The sequence below is a fragment of the Paenarthrobacter sp. NPDC092416 genome (genome assembly GCF_044755025.1).
Classification (GTDB): Bacteria; Actinomycetota; Actinomycetes; order Actinomycetales; family Micrococcaceae; genus Arthrobacter.
Genome location: NZ_JBIVQG010000005.1, coordinates 260,671 through 284,608, shown reverse-complemented (window position 1 = coordinate 284,608; position 23,938 = coordinate 260,671). Strand labels below are relative to the sequence as shown.

Sequence of the window (23,938 nt, the reverse complement as noted above, 5' to 3'; positions counted from 1 at the left end):
AGGGCCCAGTCCACAGCGTCGTGGCACCCCGGAAACCGGATCGGCAGCATACCGATGCTCACCGGTCAAGCCGGGGCCAGTGGTCTGCGTAACTGTTCGTTGCGCGTGACTGGCTGGCCTACAATTCCAATTACTAGCGCTTTGTTGTGCCCATCACAGGGCAGGCAAGGTGGGGCCAACGTTGTCCCTTCCATACGCACGATCACGAGGAAGGACGTCTCCCATGACCCATCTTCATAACCCCGGTTGGTCCGAAAAAATCGAACCTCAGGGTGCCATGTCTCCATTCAAGCGCTTTGCCGCGCTTCCGGAGGCGCAGGGCCTTTACAGCCCTGATAAGGAGAAGGACGCCTGCGGCCTGGCTATTATTGCCACGCTCCGCGGGGAACCGGGATACGACATCGTGGAAGCGGCGCTAACCGCCCTCCGCAATCTCGAACACCGCGGCGCCGTGGGCGCCGACGAAGGTACCGGAGACGGTGCGGGCCTTCTCATGCAGGTACCGGACGAGTTCTTCCGGGCCGTCACCGAATTCGAACTGCCGGCCCCCGGCCAGTACGTGGTGGGCACTGCATTCCTTCCTGCCGAGTCCCGCGAAGCAGAAACGGCGAAGGCCGGCATCGAAGGCCTCGCAGCGGACGAGGGCCTGACCGTCCTCGGCTGGCGCGAGGTTCCGGTGGTCGCCGATCTGGTGGGTGCCATGGCACGCGCTTGTATGCCGTACTTCTCGCAGCCGTTCTTTGCTTCCGCCACGGGTGAGCAGCTTGAACGCAACGAGCTCGACTCCCGCGCTTGGCGTATCCGCAAGCGCGCCCAGAACAAATTCGGCGTGTACTTCCCGTCGCTGTCTTCGCGCACCATTGTGTACAAGGGCATGCTGACGACGGCACAGTTGGAGCCGTTCTACCCGGACCTTTCGGACAAGCGCTTCAAGACGAAGCTCGCCATTGTTCACTCACGCTTCTCTACGAACACCTTCCCGTCGTGGCCTTTGGCGCAGCCGTTCCGCACCATCGCCCACAACGGTGAGATCAACACCGTCAAGGGCAACCGCAACTGGATGCGTGCCCGCCAGTCCCAGCTGGCCAGCCCTCTGCTGGGCGATACTCCCGAAGAGTTGTACCCGATCTGCACTCCGGGTGCCTCGGATTCCGCATCCTTCGACGAGGTTGCTGAGCTGTTGTGGCTCTCCGGGCGTCCCATCACACACTCGATCATGATGATGATCCCCGAGGCCTGGGAAAACCACGCCACGATGGATCCGGCACGCCGTGCCTTCTACGAGTACCACTCGCTGCTCATGGAGCCGTGGGATGGCCCCGCCGCGGTGTCCTTCACGGACGGCAACCTCGTGGGTGCCACCTTGGACCGCAACGGCCTGCGCCCCGGACGGTACTGGATCACCGAAGACGGTCTGATCATCTTCGCCTCCGAAGTTGGCGTGATCGAGGTCGAGCCCGCCAAGGTGGTCAAGAAGGGCCGCGTTGCACCGGGCAAGATGTTCCTGGTGGACACCGAGGCCGGCCGCATCATCGACGACGCCGAAGTCAAGGCCGAAGTTGCTGCTGCCAACCCGTGGGCTGAATGGCTCAAGGACAACCTGATTGACCTCAACCAGCTCCCCGAGCGCGAGCACGTGGTCCACACCGCTGCGTCGGTCAACATCCGTCAGCGGACTTTCGGTTACACCACCGAAGAGCTCAAGATCCTCCTGGGCCCGATGTCACGCACCGGCGCCGAGCCCTTGGGTGCCATGGGCTCCGACACCCCTGTTGCCGTGCTGTCCAAGCGCCCGCGCTTGCTGTTCGACTACTTTGTGCAGTCGTTCGCGCAGGTCACCAACCCGCCGCTGGATGCCATCCGCGAAGAGCTGGTCACCTCGCTCAAGTGCGCCATCGGCCCCAACGGCAACCTGCTGGACGGGAACCAGGTCCGCCAGCCGCAGATCAGCTTGCCGTTCCCCGTGATCAACAACGACCAGCTCGCCAAGATCGCGAACATCGAAAGCGCCGACGGCGACCGGATCGCCATGAAGGTCCGTGGCCTCTACCGCCCTGAAGGCGGGGAAGCGGCCCTGCGTGCACGCCTGACAGAAATCTGCGAGCAGGTTTCCGGTGCGATCAACCGCGGCGTCCAGTACGTTGTGCTGTCCGACCGCGACTCGAACGCACAATGGGCGCCGATTCCATCGCTCCTGCTGGTCAGCGCCGTTCACCACCACCTGCTCCGCAGCGCCAACCGCACCAAGACCGCCCTCGTGGTGGAAGCCGGTGACGTCCGCGAGACGCACCACGTGGCTGTGCTCGTTGGCTACGGCGCATCCGCAGTCAACCCGTACCTCGCCATGGAATCGGTGGAACAGCTGATCGCCAACGGCGACGTCGTGGGTGTGACTCCGGAAGACGGCGTCTACAACCTGATCAAGGGCCTCGGCAAGGGCGTCCTGAAGATCATGTCCAAGATGGGCATCTCGACGGTGGCCTCCTACACGGGTGCGCAGACGTTCGAGGCGCTGGGCTTGTCCCAGGAACTCGTGGACGAATTCTTCTCCGGCACGCACTCCCAGTTGGGTGGCGTGGGCCTTGACGTCATTGCCGCAGAGGTCTCCGCACGTCACCAGATGGCTTACCCCGAGAGCGGGATCGAGCAGCCGCACCAGCCGCTCCTTGGCGGCGGCGAATACCAGTGGCGCCGTGATGGCGAGCCGCACCTCTTCAACCCGGAGACGGTCTTCCGCTTGCAGCACGCTACCCGCGAACGCCGCTATGACATCTTCAAGTCCTACACCAAGGGCATTGATGACCAGTCCGAGAACCTGATGACCCTCCGTGGCCTGCTCAAGTTCAAGAACGGTGTGCGTCCCGCTGTTCCGCTCGAAGAAGTGGAACCCGTCTCCAGCATCGTCAAGCGTTTCTCCACGGGTGCGATGAGCTACGGCTCCATCTCCAAGGAAGCCCACGAGACACTCGCCATCGCCATGAACCGTTTGGGCGCCAAGTCCAACACCGGTGAAGGTGGCGAGGATGTTGACCGTCTGCTGGATCCGGAGCGCCGTTCTGCCATCAAGCAGATCGCTTCAGGTCGGTTCGGCGTCACCAGCTTGTACCTGACCAACGCTGACGATATCCAGATCAAGATGGCCCAGGGTGCAAAGCCCGGCGAAGGTGGCCAGCTGATGGCCCAGAAGGTCTACCCCTGGGTAGCCCGGACGCGTCACTCTACTCCCGGCGTGGGACTCATTTCCCCGCCCCCGCACCACGACATCTACTCGATCGAAGACCTCGCGCAGCTCATCTACGATGCCAAGCGCGCAAACCCTTCGGCTCGAGTCCACGTGAAGCTGGTTTCGGAAGTCGGGATCGGCACGGTGGCGTCCGGCGTCACCAAGGCGAAGGCCGACGTCGTACTTGTCTCAGGTCACGACGGCGGTACCGGCGCCTCGCCGCTGAACTCGCTGAAGCACGCGGGTGTGCCGTGGGAACTCGGCCTGGCCGAAACCCAGCAGACCCTCATGCTCAACGGTCTGCGCGACCGCGTTGTGGTTCAGGTGGATGGCCAGCTCAAGACCGGCCGCGACGTTGTCATTGCCGCGTTGCTTGGTGGCGAGGAGTACGGTTTCGCGACCGCACCCCTGGTGGTTTCCGGCTGCATCATGATGCGCGTTTGCCACCTGGATACCTGCCCGGTCGGCGTCGCCACGCAGAACCCCGAGCTGCGCTCCCGGTTCAACGGCAAGCCCGAGTTCGTGGTCAACTTCTTCGAGTTCCTCGCAGAAGAAGTCCGCGAAATCCTTGCCGAGCTCGGTTTCCGCAGCCTTGAAGAGGCAATCGGCCACGCGGAGGTACTCGATGCCCGCGAGGCGATCAACCACTGGAAGGCCGAAGGCCTCGACCTCGATCCCATCCTGCACGGGCTTGAGTTCGACGACGACGTGCCGCTGCGCAACATGACCGGCCAGAACCACGAGCTGGACAAGCACTTTGACCAGCGCCTGATCACCATGGCAGCGGAAGCACTCAGCGACCGCATGCCCGTCAAGATCACTCTGGACGTCATCAACACGGACCGCTCGGTGGGTACGATGCTTGGCCATGTGGTGACCAAGACGTTCAGCACCGATGTTCTGGCAACGGACACGATCGACGTCACACTTAACGGCACTGCCGGTCAGTCGCTCGGAGCTTTCCTGCCTGCCGGCATTACGCTACGCATGTTTGGTGACTCCAACGACTACGTGGGCAAGGGTCTCTCCGGTGGACGCATCATTGTGCGCCCCGACCGCACCAACGTGTTCCAGGCGGAACGCAATGTGATCGCCGGCAACGTCATTGGCTATGGTGCGACAAGTGGCGAAATGTTCCTGCGCGGCCAGGTTGGCGAACGCTTCCTGGTCCGTAACTCCGGTGCGACCGCCGTCGTCGAAGGTATTGGCGATCACGGTTGCGAGTACATGACCGGTGGGCAGACGCTGATCATCGGCCGCACAGGCCGTAACTTCGGCGCCGGCATGTCCGGCGGTACTGCTTTTGTGCTGGACCTGCAGCCTGAGCGTGTCAACAAGGACGCCCTGGACTCCGGTGAACTCCAGCTCCTGGAACTGGATGCCGAGGACCGCGACATTGTCCACGGCCTGCTGACCAAGCACGTCGAGGAAACCGAATCCGTTTTGGCCGGCCGTCTGCTCGAGAACTTCGACGACACCGCCGCCCGCATCACCAAAGTACTGCCGCGCGACTACGCCGCAGTCCTGCAAACCCGTCTCGACGCCATCGAAGAGGGCCTTGACCCCGATGGCGAAGAAGTATGGTCTCGAATCCTGGAGGTAACCGGTGGCTGATCCACGCGGATTTCTGAAAGTCCGGCAGCGCGAGACGCAGCCACGCCGTCCCGTTCCCGTCCGCATTATGGACTGGAAAGAGGTCTACGAAGCCCAGGAGAAGGGCGTCCTGAAGAGCCAGGCCGGCCGCTGCATGGATTGCGGCGTTCCGTTCTGTCACCAAGGCTGCCCGCTGGGCAACCTCATTCCCGAGTGGAATGACCTCACGTGGCGCGGCAAGGGCGAGGAAGCAATTGAACGCCTCCATGCCACGAACAACTTCCCGGAGTTCACGGGCCGTTTGTGCCCGGCACCCTGCGAAGCGTCCTGCGTTCTCGGTATCAACCAGCCCGCCGTGACCATCAAGCAGGTTGAGGTTTCCATCATTGATGAGGCCTTCGACAACGACTGGGTCCAGCCCCTTCCGCCAACGCGCCTCACCGGCAAGACGGTGGCCGTAGTTGGTTCCGGCCCGGCCGGCCTTGCCGTTGCACAGCAGCTGACGCGCGTCGGTCACACCGTCGCCGTCTACGAACGAGACGACAAAATCGGTGGCCTCCTGCGCTACGGCATCCCCGACTTCAAGATGGAGAAGGAGCAGGTGGACCGCCGCCTGGAGCAGATGAAAGCCGAAGGCACGCGCTTCCGCACCGGCGTCGCCGTCGGTACGGACGTGACATGGGAGCAACTGCGCCGCCGCTACGACGCCGTTGTGATCGCCACCGGGGCCACCGTCCCGCGCGACCTGCCCATCCCGGGCCGTGAACTTGAGGGCGTCCACTTCGCCATGGATTACCTGGTTCCTTCCAACCGCGTGGTAGCGGGGGAGAGCCCGGCGAACCACATCGATGCCCGTGGCAAGCACGTTGTCATCCTGGGTGGTGGCGACACCGGTGCGGACTGCATCGGCACCGCGCACCGTCACCAGGCTGCTTCTGTGACCACGCTCGCGATCGGCAAGCAGCCGCCCCTCGAGCGCGCAGGGCACCAGCCTTGGCCGACGTTCCCCACACTCTTCGAGGTCGCCAGCGCCCACGAAGAAGGCGGCGAGCGTACGTACCTGGCTTCCACCGTTGAGTTTGTCGGCGAAAACGGCAAGCTCACTGGCGTGAAGGTTGCCGAGACGGAGTTTGTGGACGGCAAGCGTCTGCCGAAGGCCGGAACCGAGCGGGTCATCCCCGCCGACCTCGTCTTCCTGAGCCTCGGCTTCACAGGTGCGGAGCCGTCCGGGATCACCGAGCAGGTAAGTGCAGAATTCGACGGTCGGGGCAACGTAGCCCGCGACGGCTACTACATGACAAACACCGAGGGTGTGTTTGTTGCCGGTGACGCCGGACGTGGCCAGTCCCTGATTGTGTGGGCCATTGCCGAAGGCCGTGCGTGCGCGGCGGCAGTGGACAAGTTCCTCATGGGAAGCACCATCCTCCCGGCACCGGTCGCACCCACCGACCGGGCAATCGCGGTCTTATAGCGCCGGCAGGAACTTTTCTTTACTCAATCAGCAGCACACTACTTAGGGTAGGTATATGAGACGCGCGAAAATTGTGGCAACTTTCGGCCCGGCTATCTCCAGCTTCGACAACACCCTCGCGGTGCTGGAGGCCGGCGTCGACGTTGCTCGCATGAACATGAGCCACGGCGACTACTCCGTGCACGACAACACCTACGAGAATGTCCGCAAGGCTGCCGCGCAGTTGCGCAAGCCTGTGGCCATCATGGCTGACCTTCAGGGTCCCAAGATCCGTTTGGGTCGCTTCGTTGACGGCCCGCACGAATTGGCCGTTGGCGACATTTTCACCATCACCACCGAAGACGTCCCGGGCACCAAGGACATCTGCTCCACCACGCTGAAGAGCCTCACCGAAGACGTCAACGTGGGCGACGCCCTGTTGATCGACGACGGCAAGGTTGCCTTGCGCGCCATCGAAGTTGACGACGTCAAGGTTGTTGCCACCGTCACCGTTGGCGGCAAGGTTTCCAACAACAAGGGCATCAACCTGCCCGGCGTCGCCGTCAACGTCCCCGCACTGAGCGAAAAGGACGAGGACGACCTCCGTTGGGCCCTCAAGCGTGGCGTGGACATGGTGGCCCTCTCCTTCGTTCGGGATGCCTCTGACATCAAGCGTGTCCACGAGATCATGGACGAAGAAGGTCGCCGCGTTCCGGTGATCGCCAAGATCGAAAAGCCCCAGGCTGTGGAGCAGCTCCACGAAATCATCGACGCGTTCGACGCGATCATGGTTGCCCGTGGCGACCTCGGCGTCGAGCTGCCGCTCGAAGAGGTGCCGATTGTCCAGAAGCGTGCCATCGAACTGGCCCGCCGCTGGGCCAAGCCGGTCATCGTGGCCACCCAGGTCCTGGAATCCATGATCGACAACCCGCGCCCGACGCGTGCCGAGGCTTCCGACTGCGCCAACGCAGTGCTCGACGGCGCCGACGCGGTCATGCTGTCCGGCGAAACTTCGGTGGGTCAGTACCCGATCGAAACCGTCAAGGTCATGGCACGGATCATCGAGTCCACCGAAGAGCACGGCCTCGAGCGCGTCCCCCCGCTGGGCACCAAGCCCAAGACCCGCGGTGGCGCCATCACGCGTGCCGCCGTGGAAATCGCAGACCAGCTGGACGCAAAGTACATTTGTACGTTCACGCAGTCCGGTGACTCGGCACGTCGCCTCTCGCGCTTGCGCCCGGTCAAGCCGGTCTTCGCGTTCACGCCGGTTGAGCACGTCTGGAACCAGCTCGCCCTCACTTGGGGCATCCAGCCGGTACTGGTCCCCACCGTGGGCCACACCGACGAAATGACCGCCCAGGTGGACCGCAGCCTCCTCGACATGAAGATCGTCGACGAAGGTGACCTGGTGGTCATCGCTGCCGGTTCGCCTCCCGGACAGGCCGGTTCCACGAACTCGCTGAAGGTCCACAAGGTAGGTGACCTCGCCGACACGTCCAAGACCGACGACGTTTCGCGCAAGGAGCCGGTTGGCCCGTGGCCCGAAAAGAAGTCCAAGATCAAGAGCTAAGTTTCTTGGGTTGCAAAGCAGGCCCCGCCGTTTGGCGGGGCCTGCTTTTGTTTGTCCTGCATTGGTGGCGACGGCCCTAGTGCGTGCGACGGCTTTGGTGAGTACGACGGCGGCCGCGAACCTCGTGTGAGGTGCGCGGCCGCCGTCGTTTGCTGCTTTGGTGGTGCCTTAGTTGACCTGGTTGATGATGGTCTCGGCAACCTCACGCATGCTGAGGCGACGGTCCATGGAGGTCTTCTGGATCCAGCGGAACGCTTCCGGCTCGGTGAGGCCCATCTTGGTGGTCAGGAGGCTCTTGGCGCGCTCTACGAGCTTGCGCGTGGCGAACTGCTCCTGGAGGTCGGAAACCTCATTTTCGAGCGCTTTGATCTCCTCGTGGCGGGAGAGGGCGATCTCGATGGCCGGAATGAGGTCAGCCGGGGTGAACGGCTTGACCACGTACGCCATGGCACCGGCGTCGCGAGCACGCTCCACCAGTTCCTTCTGGCTGAACGCCGTCAAAAGGACAACGGGGGCGATGCGGGCCTTGACGATTTTCTCAGCTGCCGAGATGCCATCCATGACGGGCATCTTGACGTCCATGAGGACGAGGTCCGGCTTGAGCTCTTCAGCCAACTGCACGGCCTTCTCGCCGTTGTCTGCCTCGCCGACGACGTCGTACCCTTCGCCCTTCAGGATCTCAATAATGTCCAAGCGGATGAGGGTCTCATCCTCGGCTACGACAACGCGTCGGGCCGGCTGGGCTGCGGGTGTGGACTCCGTCTGTTCGGTCACGGGATCTCCTTGAAAAGGTTCGGCGGGTTCATGTCCATCTTAGTGTGGACCGCTGCGGCACATGATTTTGTTGCACTCGCGCGCCCGGTTCTTTGATTTAGCCTATCTGCATGTAGAGTAGTTTCGCGTGCTGGGAACGGATCGCGTTGCTCACAGGAATGAGGGCAGTCAGCGAGAATTAACTTCCCGGTAATCCGCGCCCGAGTGGCGGAATTGGCAGACGCGCCGCACTCAAAATGCGGTATCGAAAGGTGTGTGGGTTCGAGTCCCACCTCGGGCACTGTATTGTCGCAGGTCAGGGGCCTATATGGCCCCTGACTGTGTACAAAACCCCTAAAAGTGTGTACAGCGGCGTAGCGTTTTGTCTATGGCCAGCATCTCTACACGACCCAAAAAGGACGGTTCCCAGTCCTTTATGGTCCGCTGGCGGGACCCCAAAACCGGCAAGGCCCAAGGGCTTACCTTCGTCTCTCATTCTGAAGCCGAGACGCTCAAACGGTTGCTCGATGCCAACGGCCAGAACTTCGAAGTAGCCCAACACGCGATCCTCGAAAATGCCAAACGAGTGCCGACGGTTGCCGAGGTGATCCAAGAGCACATCGACCTTCTGGTTCGACCCTCCAGCGGCACCGTGAAGACGTACCAAACCATGTTGGATCTGCACGTGAAGAAGGTTATCGGCGGGCTGCCCGTCGACAAGCTCGACTACCGGGCCATTGCCTTCTGGGTGAAGTCCATGATGGCCAAGGGCCGTTCGCCGAAGACGATCAAGAACGTGCACGGCCTCATCTCAGCGTCCATGAACACTGCGGAGATGCTCGGTTACATCACCCGCAATCCTTGCCGCGGCGTGCAGTTGCCGAGCGTCGAGAAGGCTGTGGACGAGATGATGTTCCTCACCCACGCGGAGTTCGGCTTGATCATGGAAGGCATGGGGGAGCCGTACCGGGACTTTACGAACTTCCTGGTGATGACTGGGACCCGTTTCGGGGAGGCCACAGCTCTGACCGTGGCGGACATTGATCTGCTGGGTAAGCCGGCGACCGCGCGTATCAACAAGGCATGGAAACGGGACGGGCAGAACCAGTTCTACATTGGACCCACCAAGACGGGGGCTGGGAAGCGGACGATTGGGCTGAACCCCGCGCTGGTGGATTTGTTGATTCCGCTGGTGGCTGGCCGGCCAAGTAGTGATCTGCTGTTCACGACGCCCAAGGGGGAGCGGATTGTCCACAAGCTGTACTGGCACCATTACTGGATGCCGGCGGTGAAGGCTGCCCAGCTTCGGGGGCTGCGGAAGGATCCTCGTATCCACGACCTGCGCCATACTCACGCGTCGTGGCTGATCCAGGATGGGGTGCCCATCTTTACGATCTCGCGGCGGCTCGGTCACGCGTCCATCAAGACGACTGAGCAGGTCTATGGGCACCTGATGCCGGAGGCACTGCAGGTTGGGGCGGATGTGACAGAGCGCCAGATCGCAGCGTTCATGCGGTGAGCCGTTGTCGTATGTGTCAGGAGACGAGACGGTTGCGGGCACGTGTGCCGATAAGTCTGGTGTTGGTGCGATTGGTGCCGCTGGCCGCTGGCGCGGGATGAGAGGCCGGCAGGATCTCGCTGAGCCTGGCTATTTCTGCGATATGGTCAGACGTGAACACGATCTTGCCCTTGCCCCAGCAAGCGTGCGGGAAACGGCCAGCGGCTGCGCCGTCACGTAGCCATCCTTCACTACACCGCATTAGTGCCGCAGCTTCAGCAGGTTCAAAAAATGCCAAGTTCATTTCGCTCCGATCAAGAATTTATGCCCTAGCAGTTCATTGGCAATTCCCAGCTAGGTACATGACGGACGTCCAGCCGTGAGCGATTAAATTGGCTCGGGACGTTCGAGGAGTCCCGAGCCATGGGACGTGGAGGCTCCGGCAACGGGGCACGAGCGAACTTAAGAGTATGTAAAGTCCTGCTTGAGTCCCGACGGGAGGGCAGGGCTGCCCCATTTGTCATCAGATGGGGCAGGCACGGGGTTTGTCCAGGCGGAGGCGCACTCATGCTGCCGGGCGGGCCACGCTCAAGGAGGGACTCGCTGCTGGACTGCGAACGCGAGCCGACGGGCTATGGCGGACTGGCCCGCGGAACCTCGGCATGCAGAAGCCCACGGCGCTGCTTCAGGTCCGAGGGCCGCCAAATCTCAACTTTCCGTCTGTCGCGGCCTCAATTACGAGAACTCATGTGGGTTGGTCATCGTCATGTGACTCTGGTTAAGCACCTAATCCTCCCCTACCGAGTAGCCTGAATGAATGCAATATGACCTTGTACGCATGGGTAGCGGCGAATTTGAGGATATGGCGGTTGCCTTGTGCAACGCGGAGTTTGGTCCTGGTGGAACTTCGTTTGGTGCAGGACGAGATGGAGGGCGAGAGTGGATCTACGAGGGTCCCCTGCCCATGCCAAAGAATGGCGTGCCAGAGAATGACGGCGGGATTTGGGAAGGCGCTCAGTGGGACAACTACACTGTCGCACAGGCGAAACACAAGAGCATTCTTGAGGGCGGAAAGAAAGATGTAGACTGGCTCCTCACCACCATACAACGTGAGGTAAAGAAGTGGGTAGAGACAAAGGAAGGGCGAACCAAGAAGCCGAAGAACTTTCTTGTCATAACCAACGTTGACCTATCCTCAGTTCCGCAAGCGGGCGGAATTGACCGCGTCAGGGACGCTATGCGAAAGCATGCAACGTCAATGAAGCTGGAAGGCTGGGCAGTGTGGTCCGCCGAGCATATATCCAGGCTTCTAGATAACCACAGCAACATTCACCGAACCTACATTGCCCACGTGACCGTTGGAGATGTGCTGTCAGCAGTCCTGGATTCTTACGAGAATCGAAACCCTGAAGCAACTGGCGTCATTACTGGATTTGTCGCGAAGGAGCTATACGCACATCGGCATGTTCGTCTAACTCGCGCTGGAAACAGCAGTGAGCGTGAATTTGAAAGTTTGGCAGCTATCGGAATTGACCTTCCGGCGGTCGACCGCAGCCTACGATTCGATGAGCTAGGTAACCCGCGGACCGTGGCCGTCGCCGAGTCTGTAATCGACTCATGTAACGTTGCTCTTAGTCCTGCTGCGGAAAAGTTTATGACAGTCCTTATCGGAGGACCTGGACAAGGGAAATCGACCATTGGACAGCTTATCTGTCAAGCCTACCGCGCCGCACTCTTGGATGGGCAAGAAGACATGTTATCGCTGGCAGACAAGAATGTTTTGCTCGAAACTCGAAACCACTTTCGTCAAATAGGACTGAACCTTCCAACACTTCGTAGATGGCCTGTTTACATTAGGCTTAGCTCTTTCAGTGAAAAGATGCTTGACTCGGGTGATTCATCCATACAGGCGCAGATCACCGAGCAAATAAATAGTCGCGGTGGAGGAACTATTGAAAAGAGCCATCTGAATGTTTGGCTATCTCAGTGGCCATGGTTAGTCGTCCTTGACGGGCTCGATGAGGTCCCCGATGCATACACACGAAACCGTATCCTCCAGAAGTTGAATGAGTTTATATCCGATGCTGCCGGAAAAAACGCCGATATTGCCGTGATCGCAACAACGCGTCCTCAGGGGTATCAGCAGGACCTCAACGCTCACGCGCCTCGAGAGCTTGAGCTAGCTGAACTCAATCATGATCAGGCTCTCTCTTATGGGAAGAAACTGCTTTTCTCAAGGAACAACGGAGATCCAGCCCGCGCGAAGGAACTCTATGAACGTCTCGAAGGCGCGTCAAAGGAGGCAGCTACAGCAAAACTCATGGGCACGCCACTTCAGGTGAGCATCATGGCTTCCCTGTTGGAGGATCGCATTAGAGTTCCTCGAACCCGTTATAAGTTGTTTGATGAGTTCTATGAAACGGTATATCGACGGGAGTGCGGTAAAGAAGGACGTCTTGGAGACACAGTTGAGCAATATAAGGCAGAAATCGACAAACTCCACGACGGGGTCGGCATCAGATTGCACCTCGAATCCGAAAAATCCGGGAACGCTGATGTTCACCTCAGTAAGGACGACCTGAAACGCATTGCTCAGGATCACTTGATCAGAGTACAAACCTACGAACAGTCGGACGCGGAGAAGACAGCTGCCCGCCTCGTAGATCTCGCAACCGACAGACTAGTTCTGCTAGTTGAGTCATCGACAGATCACTGGGGCTTTGAGGTGCGGAGTTTCCAGGAGTTCATGGCGTCACGCTTTCTGACCGAAGGTGAGGACACTTTGGTTCTTCGTCGCCTGAAAGCGTTGGCCAGAAGCAGTCATTGGCGCAATGCGTGGTTGTTCGCAGCCGCTAGCGTTTTCGAGAGTCGAACGCACCTTCGTGAGCGGCTTGTCGATATTCTCAATGAAATTGACAACGAATCAGTGGGCGACTCGTTAGCCAAACCAGGCGCACGCCTTGCGACTGATCTCATCGCTGATAACTTCGCTGCGGGTACGCCAGGAATCCGGCGACGTCTCTTGCTGCAGTGTATCCAACTCTTGGACACACCGCTCATTGATTTCGACAAAACCATTCCTATCGTAGATGCCGCTTCTACCACGGATGCGGTACTGCGACGTGCGGTCACGGAAAAGTTTGATGAGTCCTATCGCGCCGGTGGTAGGAAACAAGAGAACATTCAGAGTGTGATCGCATACTGGAGCGCGACATTCACCGGCGGAATTGCCGCTTCGGCTCGAACTAAGCTGACGCGCGCCAAAAAGTTACCGGAAACTGGCCATGCGGGGAAAGCCGAGCATGTCACTCTCGGAATGATCCTTAAGGACCACGTTGATGTGAGCGATTTGAAACCTGAAGATCGTGCGCTGGTTGAGTCTCTTCTACAGGAGAAGACTGCTACGTTCATGAAGTCGTCTTCAAACGGCCGACTCTACGGGATTGCTGAATCGCATTTCGGCCCGCAACTCGCTACCGATTTGATACAGAGTGACGAGGCTTGTGATGCGCTGGATCAAGCTTTTGCAAGCCTCCCAGCAGAGTCGGTCACGGCATCCAATTGGTTCGTCACCCAATTGGCTCAATCGATCGGTCAGCAAGTGTCGGCGGATGAGGAGGACCTGGAGCTGCTTACCGGTGGCTCCGGCAATGTGCGCTAGGATCGCGTCTACCGATCGTCGAAGTGCTGGCGAAGCATAGGCACAGCACCGTAGGCAGAAGCACAACGGTGGGCGCTGGAATTGAGCAGCTGTCACCTGCCTTTCAAGAAGTGGCTCCGTCTAATACACTGCTTGCGGTTTATGCCACTTCGGCTCACGCCCGGGCAGGGCGTGAGGTGCTTGCACCACGCAGCCGTTGGCCAGTCTTAGAGGCGGAAACCATTGAACTCCCTAGTTCTGGACATGTCCAGAACTAGGGAGTTCAATTGTTTTGTCGGTTTCGGATGGGCTTACCCAGAGTCACGCAAATTGGGCCACTTTACGAACCGACGCACGCTCACTACCCGGGATGCCGAATGCGCAACGAAGTGTATCCTTCACAGACACCTGCGGATCGCGCTGCGGGTGCCTTTGGTTCACTCGCGCTTCCGTCCCACCTGAGCTTGGAGCGTCTGGTCAGCGTGGTCGAAGGAGTCCGGCATCGACCTATTGAGATCGAGACCGCGGGATTCCTGAACGGAGGATCGGTGTGCGGACTATGGCTCTCGACGGACGAAGTCGAAGTCATTCTGCATGCTGTCAGCCCGTCTGGGCTACACCGACAGCAATTCGTACGGGACTGCCCCCGGTTTTGTTGACTCCTTGACCTAGCGAGCTTGTGCTCGTGGAAGGATGTTGACCATGCCCACGGCTTATGGTGCGGAGTTCCGCCAAGATGTTATTGATGTGGCCCGCAAGGGCGAAGCGCCGCTGGCGCAGATTGCGAAGGATTTCGGGCTGTCAGTCACGACGCTCAAGCGCTGGATTGCCATCGCCGAACGCAAGGAATCAGGGGCCGGCCCGGCAGCGGCGGAGTCGGCCGAGGTACGTGAGCTGAAGAAGCGCAACCGCCTGCTGGAGCAGGAGAACGAGATCCTGCGCCGGGCTGCTGCCTATCTGGCCAGGGACATCAACCCAAAATGACTCTTCTATGGGTTGTGTCAAGCCATGATGGTTTGGAGTTGGCGGAAGATGGAGCGGCAGACGTAGCGTTTGAGGTTCCGGCGGATCTCGCGGTTTGATTTTCCCGTTGCCCGGCTGCGGGCGACGTAGTCCTTGGTTTCGGCGTCGAAGCTCATGCGGGTGCGGACGATGACGTCGAAGGCCCGGTTGAGTTGACGGTCGCCCGAGCGGTTGAGCCGGTGTCTGGTGGTGTTGCCGGAGGAAGCAGGGCGTGGCGCAACGCCACCGAGGGCGGCGAATGCAGCCTCTGAACGGATCCTGCCGTGATGGGAGTACGCACAGATGATGATCGCCCCTGTTACGGGACCGACTCCCGAGATGGTTTGCAGTCCAGGAGCCAGCTCTTCGGTGAGCTGTGCCAGGGCCTTCTGATTTTCGGCGAGCTGAATCGTGATGTCGTTGACGGCCAAAGCCAGGCGTTTGGCCTCGGCGCGCGCGATCTGGACCATGGGGTCGACGATGTTTGAGCTGCGCCAGGCGGCGATGGCCGCGATCTGTGCGTCGCGCAGCGATGACCGGGCGTCAATTCCGAGGTCGGTGCCGCGGAGCAGGGCTGTGAGGGCGTTTCGGTTCGCTGTGCGTTGGTGATCCAGCAGGGACCGGGCAGCAAGCAGAATTCTGATTGCGGTCCGGGTTCCGGCTGCGCGTGGTTCCATGACTTCGTCTCGTTGGCGACCAAGGACAGAACGTGCAGCTGCTTCGGCATCGATGGGATCGGATTTCCCGGTCAGTGCCCGTGATGAGCGGGTGGGCGGTCTGACTTCGCCTACCTCGATGCCGACGGCAAGCAATGCTTGGGTGAGCCGGGCACCGTAGGAGGACGTGCCCTCAACAGCAGCGAAGACCCTTTCCCCGCCGGTCCGCCGCCGGATCCAGTTGATCGCACGGTCCATTCCCGCGGAGGTGGCTGGGAACGCGGCGGTGTCGACCACTGCCCCGGTGGTCGCGTGAACAGCTGTGAATGTGTGGGTGCGGGCATGGGTGTCGACCCCGACAACGAACTCGAATTCCTCGGCAATGACCGCCATGGTGCGTTCTCCTCTTCTTTATGAACCGGACAGGTGGCAGGAGCCTGCCTGGGTCGCTTGGAGACGCATCTGTAACGGGTCACACCCAAGTGGTGGACAGTCTTCTGATCAGGTCATCCGTGCGGGCAGGCTTGTGCCCGGAGAATGGTGCGGACGAGTCATTTTCAAGACACCGCCTGAGCGGGTCGGATATACCCTGAGTCACACGCCGTCCTCCGGGACCAGCCTGCCAGCCAACCTCGGGCCGGCTACTGACCATTACAGATCTACCCGCTGGTCACGGATCTTGCCGTCGACGGTGTTCCAGTGGCGGTGACCTGCAGGGTGTTGGGATTCAGCAAGCAAGGCTATTACCGGTGGAAAGCCAGCCCCGTAACGGAACGGGACTGGATCGACGCGCACCTGGTCAACGCCGCCTTGGACATCCATGCCGACGATCCGGCATTCGGGTACCGGTTCATCGCCGACGAACTCCCCGATAAGGGCATTATGGCGGGTGAGAACAGAGTCCAACGCTTATGCAGGGACCACGGGATCTGGTCGGTGTTCTCCAAGAAACGGGGCCTGAACCGGAAGCCGGGGCCACCGGTCCATGACGACCTGGTCGAGCGGGACTTCACCGCCGCGGCGGCGAACGAACTGTGGCTGACGGACATCACCGAACACCCCACCGCAGAGGGCAAGCTCTACCTCTGCGCGGTGAAGGACGTCTATTCCGGCAGGATCGTCGGCTATTCGATGGACTCGCGCATGAAGTCCTCGCTGGCCGTCGCGGCACTGGAGAACGCGGTGAGGGCACGCCGCCCGGCAGGGACCGTGGTGCACTCGGATCGTGGGTCCCAATTCCGGTCACGCCGGTTCGTCGAATCCCTCCGGCACCACAGACTCACAGGATCGATGGGCAGGGTCGGTGCGTGCGCCGACAACGCCGCGATGGAATCGTTCTTCTCGCTGTTGCAAAAGAACGTCCTGGACCGTCAGCGGTGGCTCACCAGACAGGACCTCCGGCTGGCCATCACATCCTGGATCGAAAGGACTTACCACCGCCGGCGACGGCAACGACGGCTCGGAAAACTCACGCCCATCGAATATGAAACAATCAACCGGACCGCGCTCACAGCGGCCTAAGACCCCGAGTCAACAAAAGCCGGGGCAGTCCCGATCGTTGCGTGATGGTCGCGTTCTATGCGTCCTCCGACCGGATCGTTTACTGATGCCGCATCCCGGACTTGCTTTGGTAGCCGTGCGGCGGCGCACCCTTTTCAGGTTGGTTGGTGCGTTCGTTGCGGTTGTCGCGCTCGCGTTCGCGGCCATCGCCGGTGCGATGGCGGTTGTTTTGGTCGGGGATCGTACGACGCCCGCCGTCGCCTGTGTATCGGGGGCTGATGCAGTTGCGGGTAGCTCCCCCGCAAAGCTCGACCTGTCCTCCGGCGTTGGAGTATATGGGCTGTCAGCGGCCCAGATGAATGTCGCCAAGGGCTACGTTTCGGTCGGCACAGGGCTCGGCCTGCCTCGTGAGGCGCTGGTCATTGCACTCATGATGTCGCTGCAGGAGTCCAGCCTTCGAATGCTGGCCAATACAAATGTGCCAGAATCCTTCAACTACCCACACGACGGCGTCGGCAGCGATCACGACTCCGTTGGCTCGGCGCAGCAGCGACCGGCCGCTGGATGGGGGAGCGTTCAGGAGTTGATGGACATCAACTACAACGCTCGGGCCTTCTATGGAGGGTCGACGGGACCCAATCAGGGAAGTCCTCGTGGCCTTTTGGATATCCCCGGATGGGCTTCACTGAGCAAAGGGCAGGCCGCGCAGGCAGTTCAGGTCTCGGCCTTTCCGGAACTTTACGACCGATGGGAACAGCAAGCGTCCGGGATAGTCGATGCCTTGAACGGAACCGCAGCTGCTCCTCTATGTAGGGACGCTCCTGCTGCAAACTCAGATGTCGTTTCAACCGAGGGTCTCAGCCAAATCCGCCAGGACATCATCCGCTTCACAAAATTGGGAGTGGGAGGTGCCTATGTCTGGGGTGGTACCGCTTTCAAGGCGTGGGACTGTTCCGGGTTCGTTCAATGGATCTATCGACAGATCGGAATTGAGCTTCCTCGCGTCGAGCAATGGCGACTGGGGCGGATGACGGACAACCCACAGATTGGAGACTTAGTCGTGCAGAATCCCCAAGGTCCATACAACTGGGGGCACGTCGGTATCTACGCGGGCAGCGGGATGATGTATAGCGCACTTAATCCGTCTGTGGGAACACTATTACACCCAATAGATTGGAATCCCGGTGCCGGGTATTTCAATCTTTTGGGGGAGTCGACGTGACTCGGTTTGTTGTTGCTCACGCAGTCCCAGCTACCGAGAGTCGTCTTGGCTGTAACCCACCAGCGTTGTCCGCGTGACGCGTCGTCGCGAAAACGTGATTGGTTGCCCCCGCACGCGACTGGCCGATGTAGGCGGTCTTCTGACGCGTTCCCTCGCATTTGCGGCTGACGCGCTTGGTTCCGTCTAGCTGTATCGTGAGCTTTTAGTTTTCCCAATCGTCCGTGCCATTTCGCTACCACAATCAGGGCCGCACCCGGCCACTTGACTGAGAACGGCTGGCGGTGACCATGGCTGCCGCTTGCCCGAGCCCAGCGCCAGCTCCAGGTCACCTTCGGCGTAACTTGCGTCTGGAGTCTAAGCACGATGACGGCGCGGCTTATGGCTGTTTAGGAAGATTCGCTGACCGAAGGGACACTTCTCGGGTGGTCGCATTGTGATCGTGAGGTGCTGGAATTCTAGAGCGTTACAACTCGAGCAGGTGTCCGCGTGATATATGTCCGAGCTGCTCTGTAGCATGGGTCCAGGCGGCGTACTGGAAATGTACATGTGCGCCGAAAAGATACTAATGAACGATGTCGAATTCGGCCTTATCCGTTCTCGGGATGCCATGCGCCAAAACTGCGCACCTGGGTCAGGAGATTTTTGTTCAAGTACGGATGCGCGCCTAGCCGTGCGACCGACTGGATCCTCGAGCGGGCAAGAACGAATGGCATTTCAAAGGCAGAGCGGCAGGAATGGGAAGCGGTTTGGAAATCACGGGTCTAGGAAAACTCGAGCAGGTGCCCCTGCGTGAGGTCTGGAAGCATGAGGCTTCGGACTTTACGCAGTGGCTGGCGCTTCCGGAGAACGTCGACCAGTTGGCAGAGGTGGTCCTCGGCGGAGGTTCGCTCACCGTGATTGACACTGAAGTTAACGTCGGCTCGTACAAGGCTGACATCCTTGCGATGGATTCCGAGGAACGCATCGTAGTGATCGAGAACCAGCTCGGGCAGACTGACCACGATCATCTGGGAAAGATCCTGACCTACGGTGCCGGCAAGCAGGCTGAAGTCTTGGTTTGGATCGTCAAGGACGCCCGCGAGGAGCATGAGAACGCCATCAACTGGCTCAACGAACACACGGATGAATCAATCCATCTATTTCTGATCCAGATCGAAGCTTGGAAGATCGGTGATTCTGCCCCTGCGCCGCGCTTTAACATCATCGCCAAGCCCAATGACTGGCTTAAGGCGGTTAAGCAGAGCACTGCCGCCGGATCCGTGAGCGATCTCAAGCTCCAACAGCAGGCTTTCTTTGCTGAAGTTCGCGAGCTCGGCCAGAAGGTTTCTACCCACGTGCGCAGTTGGGCCAAGCCCACGCCCCAGCACTGGTACGACATCCGCGTCGGATCCGGAAAGGGCCAGATTTCTATCACACTCAATTCGCAGAAGTCATATGTCGGAGTCGAGTTCTACGCCAACAACAAGGACACGTACTTCTCACTCGAACGCCGTGGACCGGAGATTGAAGCCGCAGTTGGCGTGACTCTTGACTGGCAGGAACTGCCGAACAAGCAGGCCAGCCGTATCCAGGTCACGAAACCAGGTGATTTCCGCAACGGTGGTGTTCGTCAAGAGCTCCTTGAGTGGGCCGTGCAGACCGTCGACACATTCGCTCTGGTTTTCCCGAAGTACTTGTAGGGCTATCACTCATGACCCATCAAAACACCGAATCGATTGATGAGACCGACAAGTCAATACCTGAGAACCCCAACCTGAAGATCAGGTTGAGGTCCCTGGCGCCTGAATTCAACGCCAAGCATCACAGCGTTTATGTGCGGCACCTGGAACAGGCCGTTCAGGATAAGAAGAACCGGAACATCGCGCTCACGGGTCGTTATGGTGCAGGGAAGTCCAGTGTGCTCGATGAGTTCGAGAAGAAACATCGTGATGCGACTGTCCGCGTCAGCATAAATACCCTGGGTCCAGATGAGGACGACGAGGACCTGACCAATCGGATACAGAAGGAGCTCGTCAAGCAACTTGTTTACAGGCTCAAGCCTGGACAGCTACGTCGCTCTAGATTTGCTCGGCCTAAGCCGCTTACGGTGGGGCGTGCGTTCACCCACGCGCTAGGAGTGACCACCGTGCTGCTCACTCTCTTGTGGCTATTCGGAGTGCGCCCGGCAAAGGGCTGGCCGGGCGACGGGCTCACTCCTGACGCGCAAGTGCTCCTCGGTACAGCCTTCTTTGGACTCGTCCTGTGCGCTACTTGGGGCATCCGTTGGTTGATTGGGGACAGAATTGTCTCAGAAGTAACAACGGCTGGCACCAAGATTGCCCTTGGTGACGAACCGACCACCTACTTCGACAGTTTCCTTGGTGAGATCGTGGCCTTCTTCGATGCCGTTGAGCCGGACTACGTGATATTCGAGGACCTCGACAGGTTTGACGACCCACAGATCTTCGATTCTCTCCGCGAGCTCAACACGTTGATCAACTCCTCCGCGCTATGGAAGGACCGGGCGATGCCGCTCCGGTTCATCTACGCGATCAAGGACAGCCTGTTCGAGCGGCTCGGTGCAGAAGCGCCTGCCAAGACCGAGGCTTTGACCGAGGATGAAGGTAAGAAGAAGAGCGGCTCCACAACGACCACCAGTCGGGCGAAGCCCGACCTTGCTGGTGAAGCGGTGCGCCGCGCCAACCGCACGAAGTTTTTCGAGTTAGTTGTTCCGATTGTGCCCTTCCTCTCGCATCGGAACGCCCGTGACCATCTCGAGGATGCGCTGAGTAAGCTCGGCTTTCCGGAGGACTTCGTTTCCAGGTCGTTGCTCGATTTGGTCGCTCGGCATACGACGGACATGCGCTTGATGATCAACATCTGCAATGAATTCGCGGTATTCGTCGAGCGCCTGCTCTGGACCGACAATCCGGCACCAGGGATGACGGCCGACCATCTCTTCGCATTGGTCGTTTATAAGAACTTCCACCTTGCCGACTTCGAGGAAATTACGCAGCGCACTAGTAGTCTGGACGTGCTTGAACGCCACCATCGTGACGATGTACGTGACCTCGTCAAGGATGTCCAAACACGACGCAGCGCCCGGACACGGACCGAGGAGCAGCGAAGACGAAAGATTCAGACTGCTAAAACACTGGGGGAAAGACTCCGGCAGACCATTGCATTGCTCCCGGCGACACCTGGTCGGACTTATGAATCGGTCGCAGCGGACGGGGAGACGTTTAGCCTCGAAGAAACTGACAAAGTCGAATTCTGGGAACGGCTCGCCCTCTCAAAGACGCTCGCTGTCAGGCAAAACCACACCAATAACGTTGTGACAGCAACGGAAGAACGACTTAATGCGTTGTTCCCCGAGGTCATGAGCAACTCGTCGGTGTGGCTTGACCCTGAACCTGCTGAACTCGCGCGGCTGCTGCGTCAATACGACGAGGACATTGCTTGGCTGAAGGGCGCTGACTTCTCCGATCTTGCGCAGTACGAGCGGGTTCCCGGAGGCCGGGTTGGATTCGACCAGCGAATCGCCGATTCACTCAAGTCCGATCTGGCGCGGGATCTTGTGCGCGGAGGATTCGTCACACGGAACTACGCAGAGTACTCCGCCGTCTTTATAGGCAGTTTTATCGGCGTCGATGTCGCTTACTTCTATAACCACAGCGTCCAGCCGAACGAAATGTACCTCGATTTCGAGTTCGAAACCGAGAACGCCGTTAGTAACCTGCTCGAACAGGTGCCAGAAGACTTCACCAGTCGCGTGAGCGTCCTGAATCTCCAGGTTGCATCATTCCTACTCACTCAACGCCCATCGCAGGCAAAACAACTTGGTGCATACATTGTTAGGCACAACTCGACTTCGGAGGTCCGAGCGTTTCTTGACGCGTACCTGAGCATGTCTGCCGCCGATAGCGGGATTCTTGTAAGACTGCTCGCGGAACACCCTTGGAGTGGACTCTTTGACTATCTCGCAAATCATGCAGAGGTTCCCGACGAGGGCTCGCGCCTCAGGCTGATCGATATCGCTCTCCTTTACGGAAAATCAAGCGAATCGTACGTCTTCGGCGAGGCTGCAGCAGAGCTCATCAGGTCCTCGCATCCACAACTGACCGCCATAACCGAGGATCATGACTCGGCGCATGCGTCACGGCTGCTCGAGGTCCTAAAATCGGTGGGGCTGGTAGTTACCGACCTGGACCTCCTAGGAAAGTCCCTCCGGGATCGCGTCGTGGCCGCACAAATGTATGAGATAAAAGTGTCCAATCTGAAACTCGCTCTCGGAATTGAAACGGCTCCCACGCTCGGAGAAGTGCGTAAGGAACGGCTTGTGTGGGATTACTGTCGAGCGCGAATCTCTGGCTACCTTACGGCGATTGATGACGATGATTCGATTGAGCACGTAATCCAGACAGAACAGGTGTTGATCGAAGTCGTCAACGAAGAGCATGATTCGTGGACGGTGGATCAACTAAGGGCCGTTTTGGAACGATGTGCACCCACCGCGATGGTTACCGACATTGTAGACATCCCTGAACTGATTTGGCCCGTACTTGTCAGGGCGTTAGTGATGACGCCGACCGTCGCGAATATTGCCATCTATGAGCGAAAGCTAGGCATCGACGAACACATTTCGGCCCTTCTGTCGCATGTCATTGAAGGCCATACCGCGCTTCAAGATGTTGAAACAGTCGACGAAGAGGAACGACTCGTGCTCGCGGTCAGCCTCTTGAACGCTTCACTCCATTTGGCGGCTCCTGACCGCGTCAAGTTGGTCTCACAATTGGGCCTATCGACTACTATCGACATCTCGCAAGTAACGCCCAAGGCCGATCAGCTTCTGGCGTATGGTCTCCACGCGGGTGTCTTTCCGGACGACCTCCTGACCTTCGAACATTTTGCGCGGGGTGGTTGGAATGCAGTGTCAGCGGCCCTGGAAGCGTCGGCCAAGATCGAGAGCTTCATATCACCGTCGATCGTGACGGGCTTCGTCTGTGAGTTTCTAGAGAGTCCGGAAACCCCAGAGGCTCTGAAGTTGAAGGTGCTAAATCAACTGGATCAGTTTGTGCCTATGGATGATGCGAGGACACTCCGGGCCGCGGGAAAGTTCGCGTGTGAGAAGTCAATCAGGTTGTCGCTTGATGACGTGCGGCGGATTGCTCACGTAACGAAGTCCTCTGGCGCGGTCCTGCGCCAGCTGGTGCTGTCGAAAGATCAGATAACTACGAGTGATCTGGTGGGTATTCTCGTGACTCTCGGTGCCCCGTACGACACCCTTGCAGCAGGACCGGGTGCCGAGTTCGACCTACCATCCGCCTCATCGAGCGAGACCCTCATGAGGCGGCTTGAACGCGATGGCCACATTGAGATCGTGAAGAAGCCCAAGGGGCGTGGACGTAAAGTCGTAATCCTCGTTTAAGGGTAACCTTCGTCCAGCACCACAAAGTGGGGGTGTGGTAGTCAGCGATCTGTCATGTTGTGCTCCCTATAGCCATCCATGAAGTCGTGAGCCCAATCAGCTCATTCCATAGGAAGACGACTGGATGGAGCACCAGATGGTACTGGCAGCGGTGGATCCTGGGATCACACCAAACGCGGACTTTCCTTTTCTTGAGTCCCTCAAGCAGATCGGCGGCGGCATCCTCGTTGGCGCCTTCATCGTCATTGCGATCGTGGCGATCATCGGAGCTGCGATGCTGTTGGCCGGCAAACTGAGTCAATCATCGCGGCTCGCGTCCGGTGGTGGAGTGATCTTGCTGTGGACGGGCCCGGTAGCGGCCATTCTGGGCGGGATCAACGGCTACATACTCTGGTCGCAGACGGCGTTCCCGCTAGGCTTCTGA

Annotated in this window: 11 protein-coding genes, 1 tRNA gene and 2 pseudogenes; 12 read left to right on the top strand and 2 right to left on the bottom strand. The window is 59.4% G+C overall.

The features are described from left to right. Positions 1–223 precede the first annotated feature (223 nt). The 3 genes from gltB to pyk are packed head-to-tail and all read left to right on the top strand — an operon-like array spanning position 224 to position 7,836. Positions 224–4,837, top strand: a complete 4,614-nt coding sequence (gene gltB, locus ACIQC5_RS12335) for a glutamate synthase large subunit (RefSeq protein ID WP_400282337.1) — start codon at positions 224–226, stop codon at positions 4,835–4,837. Next, the gene (locus ACIQC5_RS12330; RefSeq protein ID WP_400282335.1) at positions 4,830–6,287 is read left to right on the top strand and encodes a glutamate synthase subunit beta; all 1,458 of its coding nucleotides are present in this window, start codon (positions 4,830–4,832) and stop codon (positions 6,285–6,287) included. The genes gltB and ACIQC5_RS12330 overlap by 8 nt, the downstream gene beginning before the upstream one ends. A gap of 55 nt (positions 6,288–6,342) precedes the next feature. Further along, a complete protein-coding gene (gene pyk, locus ACIQC5_RS12325) occupies positions 6,343–7,836 on the top strand; it encodes a pyruvate kinase (RefSeq protein WP_400282333.1) in 1,494 nt (497 codons plus the stop codon). A 168-nt stretch (positions 7,837–8,004) separates the two neighbouring features. Here the strand turns inward: pyk and ACIQC5_RS12320 are convergent, their stop codons facing one another. Beyond that, a complete protein-coding gene (locus ACIQC5_RS12320) occupies positions 8,005–8,610 on the bottom strand; it encodes an ANTAR domain-containing response regulator (RefSeq protein WP_216923235.1) in 606 nt (201 codons plus the stop codon). Positions 8,611–8,808: 198 nt separating this feature from the next. Between ACIQC5_RS12320 and ACIQC5_RS12315 the strand changes: the two genes are divergently transcribed. The 4 genes and pseudogenes from ACIQC5_RS12315 to ACIQC5_RS12300 all read left to right on the top strand — a co-directional run. Next, positions 8,809–8,890: transfer RNA gene (locus ACIQC5_RS12315), tRNA-Leu, on the top strand. Positions 8,891–8,977: 87 nt separating this feature from the next. Then, a complete protein-coding gene (locus ACIQC5_RS12310; RefSeq protein ID WP_400282330.1) occupies positions 8,978–10,108 on the top strand; it encodes a tyrosine-type recombinase/integrase in 1,131 nt (376 codons plus the stop codon). Positions 10,109–10,904: 796 nt separating this feature from the next. Continuing rightward, a complete protein-coding gene (locus ACIQC5_RS12305; RefSeq protein WP_400282327.1) occupies positions 10,905–13,748 on the top strand; it encodes an NACHT domain-containing protein in 2,844 nt (947 codons plus the stop codon). Between the two features lie 681 nt (positions 13,749–14,429). Beyond that, positions 14,430–14,708, top strand: a pseudogene (locus ACIQC5_RS12300) (transposase); the annotation flags it as partial. Between the two features lie 20 nt (positions 14,709–14,728). On the opposite strand, the gene ACIQC5_RS12295 reads toward ACIQC5_RS12300, so the two are convergent. After that, a complete protein-coding gene (locus ACIQC5_RS12295) occupies positions 14,729–15,778 on the bottom strand; it encodes an IS110 family transposase (protein ID WP_400282324.1) in 1,050 nt (349 codons plus the stop codon). Positions 15,779–16,033: 255 nt separating this feature from the next. Between ACIQC5_RS12295 and ACIQC5_RS12290 the strand changes: the two are divergent. The 5 genes and pseudogenes from ACIQC5_RS12290 to ACIQC5_RS12270 all read left to right on the top strand — a co-directional run. Further along, a pseudogene (locus ACIQC5_RS12290) lies at positions 16,034–16,906 on the top strand (IS3 family transposase); the annotation flags it as partial. Positions 16,907–16,991: 85 nt separating this feature from the next. Beyond that, on the top strand, positions 16,992–18,107 hold the full coding sequence (locus ACIQC5_RS12285) for a C40 family peptidase (protein WP_400282321.1): 1,116 nt from the start codon (positions 16,992–16,994) through the stop codon (positions 18,105–18,107). 734 nt (positions 18,108–18,841) lie between these two features. Continuing rightward, positions 18,842–19,786 (top strand): DUF4268 domain-containing protein, encoded by a 945-nt coding sequence (locus ACIQC5_RS12280; RefSeq protein ID WP_400282319.1) that lies wholly within the window; start codon positions 18,842–18,844, stop codon positions 19,784–19,786. Positions 19,787–19,797: 11 nt separating this feature from the next. After that, complete coding sequence (locus ACIQC5_RS12275; protein WP_400282316.1) at positions 19,798–23,514, top strand: hypothetical protein; 3,717 nt, start codon at positions 19,798–19,800, stop codon at positions 23,512–23,514. 124 nt (positions 23,515–23,638) lie between these two features. Next, a complete protein-coding gene (locus ACIQC5_RS12270) occupies positions 23,639–23,938 on the top strand; it encodes a hypothetical protein (RefSeq protein ID WP_400282313.1) in 300 nt (99 codons plus the stop codon).